Annotated in this window: 7 protein-coding genes; all 7 read left to right on the top strand. The window is 39.8% G+C overall.

The genetic code is table 11. The features are described from left to right. The first annotated feature begins 271 nt into the window (after nucleotides 1-271). The 7 genes from CARFE_RS0112070 (at nucleotide 272) to CARFE_RS0112040 (ending at nucleotide 8,238) form a co-directional block, all read left to right on the top strand. Complete coding sequence (locus CARFE_RS0112070; protein ID WP_028052924.1) at nucleotides 272-1,672, top strand: anion permease; 1,401 nt, start codon at nucleotides 272-274, stop codon at nucleotides 1,670-1,672. A gap of 111 nt (nucleotides 1,673-1,783) precedes the next feature. Beyond that, nucleotides 1,784-2,629, top strand: a complete 846-nt coding sequence (locus CARFE_RS0112065; protein WP_011343009.1) for a fumarate hydratase — start codon at nucleotides 1,784-1,786, stop codon at nucleotides 2,627-2,629. 23 nt (nucleotides 2,630-2,652) lie between these two features. Continuing rightward, the gene (locus CARFE_RS0112060) at nucleotides 2,653-3,207 is read left to right on the top strand and encodes a Fe-S-containing hydro-lyase (RefSeq protein ID WP_011343010.1); all 555 of its coding nucleotides are present in this window, start codon (nucleotides 2,653-2,655) and stop codon (nucleotides 3,205-3,207) included. Between the two features lie 4 nt (nucleotides 3,208-3,211). Further along, the gene (locus tag CARFE_RS0112055; protein WP_028052923.1) at nucleotides 3,212-4,921 is read left to right on the top strand and encodes an FAD-binding protein; all 1,710 of its coding nucleotides are present in this window, start codon (nucleotides 3,212-3,214) and stop codon (nucleotides 4,919-4,921) included. Next, on the top strand, nucleotides 4,922-5,875 hold the full coding sequence (locus CARFE_RS0112050) for a succinate dehydrogenase/fumarate reductase iron-sulfur subunit (RefSeq protein ID WP_028052922.1): 954 nt from the start codon (nucleotides 4,922-4,924) through the stop codon (nucleotides 5,873-5,875). A gap of 121 nt (nucleotides 5,876-5,996) precedes the next feature. Beyond that, a complete protein-coding gene (locus tag CARFE_RS0112045; protein WP_028052921.1) occupies nucleotides 5,997-6,860 on the top strand; it encodes a CoB--CoM heterodisulfide reductase iron-sulfur subunit B family protein in 864 nt (287 codons plus the stop codon). Between the two features lie 118 nt (nucleotides 6,861-6,978). After that, the gene (locus CARFE_RS0112040) at nucleotides 6,979-8,238 is read left to right on the top strand and encodes a nickel-dependent lactate racemase family protein (protein WP_028052920.1); all 1,260 of its coding nucleotides are present in this window, start codon (nucleotides 6,979-6,981) and stop codon (nucleotides 8,236-8,238) included. Nucleotides 8,239-8,442: the final 204 nt, after the last annotated feature.

The raw sequence follows: 8,442 nt of genomic DNA, 5'->3' as shown, positions 1-8,442 counted from the left end.
CACCATGCTCATATCCTGGTGTTTAAGGGTGAGAGTTATAGATTTAAAAACGCCCTCTCAAACTGTTAAATTTTAACTCTTATGTATCTTTTTACGCTGGCAATGGCCAATATTTTTTCTGCATTTTTCTTTGCCGTTTTATGCATTTTTATATTGCCAAACACACTTAAGAAAGGATAAAATATATAGTGAAATGTGAATCCTTTCACACACCCGTTGGGCCCAATGGGAATGGAAAATTAAAAATTTTTAAAAGGAGAGAGTGAATTGTATGAATAAAAAAATTCGCGCATTGCTAACCTGTGCTGTTGGTTTAGCAATTTGGTTTTCCCCAATACCGACAGGCTTAGATCCCAAAGCTTGGCACTTGTTAGCGATTTTTGTGGTGACAATTATAGGTTTTATCTTGCAGCCTCTACCAATTGGCGCAATAGCTTTTATTAGTGTCACATTATCAGCTCTTACTGGGATTTTAGATGCCAAAGCTGCGTTGGCGGGGTTTGCAAATTCCACAATTTGGCTGATTGTTTCTGCTTTTATATTTGCTATAGGTTTTGTTAAAACCGGTTTGGGATTACGAATAGCTTATTTTTTAATCCGCTTATTAGGCGATAGTACTTTAAAGTTGGGGTACACATTGGTATTAAGCGATTTAATTATAAGTCCTGCCACACCTTCTAATACGGCCCGGGCGGGGGGAGTATTATTCCCGATTGTACGGAGTCTTGCCGAGGCTTTTGGCTCTAAACCTGGGGAGTCCCCTCGCAAAGTGGGTGCATACCTTATGCAAACAGCCTATCAAGGTAATGCTATTACTTCAGCCATGTTTTTAACTTCGATGGCTGGTAACCCGCTTATTGCACTTCTTGCTTTGAAAACTCTCAAGATAGATATTACTTGGAATCTGTGGGCTAAAGCAGCAATTGTACCTGGAATAATTTCAATCTTAGTAATTCCTTACTTGCTTTATAAAATTTACCCACCAGAAATCAAGAAAACACCTGAAGCTAAAGAAATTGCGGCTAAGGAACTGGTTAAAATGGGACCCATGAAATTTGAAGAAAAAGTATTAGCTATTGTATTTATTGGGGCTCTAATCTTATGGGCTACCTCCCAATATACCAAAATTGATGCTACTATTGTAGCAATGTTAGGCGTTTCTGCCATGCTAGTAGCAAAAGTTATTGATTGGAAAGATGTTCTGGCTGAAAAAGGAGCATGGGATACCTTAGTGTGGATGGGTGTGTTAGTAGCACTAGCTGGTAATCTTTCTGAGCTAGGTTTTATTCCCTGGTTTGCGAAAAACGTAGGGAATATGATTTCTGGAATTTCATGGTTCTGGGCGTTCGTTATTCTTCTGGTAGTTTACCTTTATGCTCATTATGGATTTGCTAGCTTAACTGCTCATATTACTGCAATGTATGCTGCCTTTGCTTCTGTTGCAGTGGCAGCCGGTGCACCACCTTATCTTGTAGCACTATCTTTAGCCTTTATGTCTAACTTGTGTATGTCTTTGACCCATTATGCTGCAGGTCCATCCCCGATTTATTTTGGTGCAGGTTATGTTGATCAGGGAACATGGTGGAAACTTGGTTTTATTGTTTCTATAGTAAACCTGTTTATCTGGGTTGGTATCGGAGCAGTATGGTGGAAAGTCCTTGGACTCTGGTAAAGTTGCTTATATTGCACCACTGGATCAGTTAGTTCACTGGTCCGGTGGTGTAAAAATTCTCATAAATGTGTTTTTTACTTCTAAATTTGGAAAAAGGAAAGGGGTAAGAGGATGCGTATCATTGAAGCAGCTCAAATTACGGAAGCTGTTGCTCAGCTTGCAATTAAAGCTAATTATTATTTAAATCCTGACCTGTATGAAGCGCTGGTTAAAGGTCGGGAAATGGAAGAATCGCCAATAGGTAAAGAGATTTTTGAAATATTGATAAAAAATGCTGAAATTGCTAGGGAAGAGGAAATGGCAATTTGTCAAGATACTGGCATGGCAGTTGTGTTTATGGAAATTGGCCAAGATGTTCATATAGTAGGGGGAAATCTTGAGGACGCCGTTAATGCAGGTGTGGCAAAGGGGTATTTAGAAGGGTATTTACGAAAATCTGTCGTAGAGGAGCCATTATTTAACCGAGTTAACACTAAGAATAACACTCCAGCTGTAATTCATGTGTCAATTGTTCCTGGAGACAAAGTTAAAATAGTGCTTGCTCCTAAAGGTTTTGGTAGTGAGAATATGAGCGCACTTAGAATGTTTAAACCGTCTGATGGTATTGAAGCTATTAAGAAGTTTGTTGTTGATACTGTAGTCAATGCTGGTTCAAATCCTTGTCCACCTATAGTAATTGGAATAGGAATTGGCGGTACAATGGAAAAAGCTGCTCTTTTAGCCAAAAAAGCCTTGATTCGTCCGCTTAATATACGTAATTCTCATCCACAGTATGCTGCTTTAGAGCAAGAATTACTTGAATTAGTGAATAACACTGGTATTGGACCTCAGGGGTTAGGTGGACGGATAACAGCATTGGCAGTAAATATTGAGTGGTTCCCAACCCACATTGCAGGTTTGCCAGTGGCAATTAATATAAATTGTCACGCCACCAGGCATGCTGAAATCGAACTTTAAAGACTCTATAAGGGGGAAAAAAGATGAAAGAGCCTATCCGTATTACACTTCCTTTAACTGAAGAAAAGGTGCGTAGTCTTAAAGCAGGTGATAGTGTCTTAATTACTGGTGTAGTTTATACTGGCCGGGATGCTGCTCACAAGCGTATGGTAGAAGCGTTGGACCGTGGAGAAGAACTACCTACGGATTTAAAGGATCAAGTGATTTATTATGTGGGACCAACTCCTGCAAAGCCAGGTAAACCTATAGGGTCAGCTGGGCCTACCACTAGTGGTCGGATGGATGCATATACGCCTCGACTTTTAGAAAAAGGACTAAGAGGAATGATTGGTAAAGGATACCGTTCGCCTGAGGTAATTGAGGCAATTAAAAAATATGGAGCAGTATATTTTGTTGCTATTGGGGGAGCAGCTGCATTGATTGCCAAAAGTATTAAGAGTTATGAAGTAATTGCTTACGAAGATTTAGGGCCTGAAGCACATGCCAAAATCTATGTAGAAGATTTTCCGGCGATTGTGGCTATTGATTGTGAAGGAAACAATATCTACGAAATTGGACCAAAAAAATATAAGAGGTGATTAAATGCTTAAGTACGACGTACTCGTAATAGGCAGTGGAGGAGCGGGAATGCAGGCTGCTTTAGTAGCAGCTAAGTCGGGAGAATTAAATGTTGCTCTTATGACAAAAGTGTTTCCTACGCGTTCTGCTACTTGTTGTGCCCAAGGTGGTACTAATGCAGCTCTTCGGAATGTTGACAAGTCTGATTCAATTGAAAAACATGCTTTTGACACTATAAAAGGAAGTGACTTTCTTGCAGACCAGGATGCTGTAGAATTTTTTGTTAGTTTATTACCTGAAACTATTTTGGAGCTGGATTATTTTGGAGTTCCTTTTTCCCGTCTTGAAGATGGTACAATAGCTCAGCGGCCTTTTGGGGGACAGTCTCATCCGAGAACATGCTATTCTGCAGATAAAATAGGTGCTGTAGTTTTACACACCTTATACGAACAGTGCCTAAAAAATCAGGTAAATATTCTTACTGAGTGGTTCTTATTAGATCTTGTAGTAGAAAACGAGCAAATTATTGGTGTTGTTGCTATGAATATGAAAACAGGAGATATTCATCCGATCCTGGCTAAAGCTGTTGTTTTAGCGACAGGTGGGGCTGGACGCGTTTACTGGAACCGAACCACTAACCCGTTTGCCTCCACGGGCGACGGGATGGCTGCAGCTTTTAGAGTAGGAGTTGCTTTAAAAGATCCAGAGTTTGTACAGTTTCATCCAACCGGCTTAGCTGGAACAGGGATCCTGATGTCTGAGGCTTGCCGGGGTGAAGGAGGATATCTCCTGAATAATAAAGGTGAACGGTTTATGCAACGTTATGCTCCAGAAAAAATGGAGCTTGCAACTCGTGACTTGGTTTCTCAAGCTATTGAAACTGAAATTAAAGAAGGTCGTGGATTTGGAGAAGGTATAAATGCTTATGTTCTGCTTGATTTACGTCACCTTGGACGGGAAAAAATCTTAGAACGTTTACCACAAATCCGTGAACTTGCTATTCAGTTTGAGGGTATTGATCCTATCGAGCAGCCAATTCCTGTGCGTCCAAGTTGTCATTATAGCATGGGTGGAATAGATGTTATAGATTACAAAACTTGTGCTACGGTTGTTAAGGGATTATATGCTGCTGGAGAATGTTCTTGTATTTCAATCCATGGTGCAAACCGTTTGGGTGGCAATTCAACTGCCGAAGCTGTTGCTTTTGGTAAAGTTGCTGGCAAAGCAGCGGCAGAATATGCTCAAAATGTAGGATTTTCTTCTGAGAAAAAAGTAAATGAGTGTGCTAAGAAATGGGAAAATGAATACAATATTGCTGTTTCGCGGACAAATGGTCCGTCGGTTGCTTCTATTCGTAGTCGTTTAGCAGAGACAATGTGGCTTAATGTTGGGGTTTTTCGCAAGGAAAAAGAAATGTTGCAGGCAGCAAAAGATGTTGATGCATTAATTGAAGAGTATAAATACTGTGTTGTTGGTGATAAAAACAGAATTTATAATACGGCGTTTACGCAGTACATCGAATTGGGTAATATGCTTACGGTTGCTAAGGCTATTGTTATAGGAGCGTTAAACCGCAGAGAAAGTCGTGGTTCGCATAAAAGAGAAGATTACCCGCAAAGAGATGATAAAAACTACTTAAAACATACAATTATTACCCTTGAAGGTTCGGAGTACAAGTTGTCGTATCGACCGGTTGTTATTACAAAATATCAACCGGCAGAGAGGAGGTACTAAATGCAAAAAGTTACTTTTAAAATAAGACGATTTGATGGGGAAAAATCATGGGTTCAGGAGTATCAATTTCCTTATCAGCCTGGGAAAACGATTCTTTGGGCATTATCTTATATAAAAGAGTCTATTGACCCAACGTTAACCTTTACCGCATCCTGCCGCCATGCTGTTTGTGGTGCGTGTGCAGTGCGGGTTAATGGGCAGGCGGTGTTGGCCTGCGAAACTTTGTTGGATAAGATGTTAGACCGTTGGGAAACTAATACTTTGCTAATTGAGCCTCTGCAGAATTTTAAAGTAATTCGCGACTTAGTGGTAGATTGGGAAACAAAAGTGGAACGACTAGCAAGGGTAAAACCATGGTTGATACCTCGCGACGAATTTAGTAAAGAAACAGGCTGTCGGCAAACGCCTGAGGAATTCAAAAAAATTAATAAAAATTCCGACTGTATTTTATGTGGTTGCTGTGCATCGGAGTGTAATAAACTTAGCAATAACGACAGTGATTTTCTTGAACCTTTTATCTTCTCTAAAGCCCAAAAATTTATCGCTGATTCTCGCGATAAAGACCCGCTTTCGCGTATAAGTACTGCCATTAATAATGGAGCCTGGAAATGCATGCATTGTCAGGAATGTGTCACCAAGTGTCCGAAAGGCTTATCTCCGGCTGATGATATTTCTTTCATTCGTCAGTTTGCAATAGCTAGTGGGATTAGAAATAATCCTGGTACCCGTCATGCTAAATCATTTTTGGACGATATTCAAAAAACCGGCCGGTTAAATGAGGCGTTGATGTTTATTAAAACTGAAGGATTGTTAGGATCATTAGGTAGCATCCCAGTGGCTTTGCGCTTGGTAAGAAAGGGGAAACTACGCTTGAAGCATGTGTTGGCCAAACCTATAAAAGAAATTGAACAGGTCCGCACAATAATTAAGGTTATTACGAAAGATAAAAAATAGTTAGGAAAAATTGAATGAAAATGTCCAAAGCAGATGTTTGCAAAATCTATTAAAGAGATATAAGCAGGCTTGTAATTAAAATAACAACGAGAAAACCTAAAAAAGGGGAGTAAGTACAATTATGAAATATGCATTTTTTCCTGGATGCGTCTTGCAAGGGGCAAGTGAAGAAGCGTATATAGCAACGATAAAAGTCGCAAATGCCTTAGGAATAGAATTAGTGGAAATTCCGGGGTGGACTTGTTGCGGAGGTTCCCACCTTCAGGATTACGATGGAACGGTTGCTTTAGCAGTTAATGCGAGAAATATTGCTTTGGCAGAGAAGATGAACCTGCCGATTCTTACTGTATGTAGCACTTGCACGTTAATGTTGAGGGAGGCTAAGCATAAGCTGGATAATTGTAAAACGGAGTCTATAAACCAAGCTTTGCAACAAGTTGGATTAGTTTATAAGGGGACTAGCCAAGTTACCCATTTTTTATGGGTGCTGATTAATGATTATGGGTTAGAAAGGTTAAAGAAAAAAGTTAAAAAACCGCTTAAAGGATTGAAAGTTGCGGGATATTATGGGTGTCATATTTTACGTCCTCCTCACATTATGAATTTTGAAGATTATGCAAATCCTCATTCCCTTGAAGATTTGATCAGAACCTTGGGAGCTGAACCCGTTGATTTTGATGCTCGTTTGAAATGTTGCGGTTTTCATGCGCTTTTAACTAGTAATGCTGATGCAATTAAAGCTACAGGGAAAATCAATCTTAGTGCGATTAATGCTGGTGCAGACTGCACTGTTACTCCGTGTCCTCTCTGTCAGATGCAGCTTGATATGTATCAACCAGAAGGGAAACGAGCAGTTGGTGCTAAAAAAGAGATTCCATCTTTGCATTTTACTCAACTAATAGGATTAGCCCTTGGCTTTAATGCAGAGGAGCTTGGGCTGAATCGACATATTGTAAATACTTCAGTTGTATATGCTGCTCGCTGAAACTAATATAGACACTTATTGACACATTAAACCGCAGAATTTAAATACGTTCTGCGGTTTTTGTCCAATTAGCTCATGATTGAAATCTTGGTGAAAAAGAGAAAGGGGCAATAATAAAATGATAATTGAATTAGGATTTGGTAAAGAAAAAAAACAGCTTTCAGTTAAGTCGGAAAATTTGTTAGGGGTTTTGGTACCCAATCAGGTTGAAGTTGAGCTAACCGGGAAAGAGGAAGTAATCAGAGCATTAAACAACCCTATTGATTCTCCAAAATTAAGAGAAATTATCAAACCGGGAGAAAAAATTGCTATAATAACCAGTGATATTACCAGGCCCGTGCCCAATAAAATCTTGTTGCCTCTGGTGCTTGAGGAATTATGGCAAGCGGGAGTAAAAGATGAAGATATTACAATAGTATTTGCCCTTGGGAGTCACCGTTTTCATACCGAAGAGGAAAAGATAAGTTTGGTTGGCGAAGAAATATACCATAGGATTAAGTGTATAGATAGCGATCAAAAAGATTGTGTGCGTTTAGGCTATACAAAGTTCGGAACTCCTGTAGATGTCTTTCGACCGGTTGCAGAAGCCGATCGACGGATATGTCTGGGAAATATAGAATATCATTATTTTGCCGGTTATAGTGGTGGAGCTAAGGCAATCATGCCCGGTGTCTCAAGCCGGGAAGCGATCCAGGCTAATCACAGCCGTATGGTGGAAGTAGAAGCTCATGCTGGCAATATTGCCACCAACCCAGTGCGCCAGGATATTGACGAAGTAGCTAAGTTTGTTTCCTGTGACTTTATTCTCAATGTAATCCTTAACGAACAAAAACAAATTATTAAAGCGGTAGCTGGCCATTATCTTTCTGCCCACCGAAAAGGATGTGAATTTTTAGATCAATTATATAAAGTAAAAATCAAGGAAAAAGCAGATATCGTTATTGTTTCTGCCGGAGGCTTCCCTAAAGATATCAATTTATACCAAGCGCAAAAGGCTCTGGATAATGCCAAGCATGCTGTTAAAAAAGGTGGAATAATAATATTGGTAGCAGCCTGTTCCGAGGGATTTGGTGAAAAGGTTTTTGAAGATTGGATGTTATCGGTATCTAAGCCGGAAGATTTAATTAACCGTATCAAGGAAAGATTTCAGTTAGGGGGTCATAAAGCTGCTGCAATTGCTATGGTATTACGGGAGGCTGAGATCTTTCTAGTATCGGAATTAAATCCTGATATTGTTCGCCAAATTTTTCTTACCCCTTTTACCAGTTTGGAGCAAGCCTTAGCCAGAGCATTTAAGAAAAAAGGGCCTTCAGCTAAAGTGTATGTAATTCCCTATGGGGGAGCGACTTTGCCCTATGTTACCGCTCACACTAATTGACCACATTTAGCTCAAATTAAGTGGCCGCAAATATTGCTCACTTTATTTGGCCAGGCAGTTTTTTATACTGCCTGGCCATTGGCATAATTTTATACAGAAAATTCATTTTCAATTACTACCTTGACCATACGGTCATCAATAAGCCGTTTCTGTTCGGCTGCAGCTGCCATTAGACAAGCAATGCACAGGTTATTGATTTTCCGG

It is taken from the genome of Carboxydothermus ferrireducens DSM 11255 (assembly GCF_000427565.1).
Classification (GTDB): domain Bacteria; phylum Bacillota; class Z-2901; order Carboxydothermales; family Carboxydothermaceae; genus Carboxydothermus; species Carboxydothermus hydrogenoformans.
The sequence above is the reverse complement of the archived record's forward strand: the minus strand, read 5'-3'. Positions and strand labels throughout refer to the sequence as shown.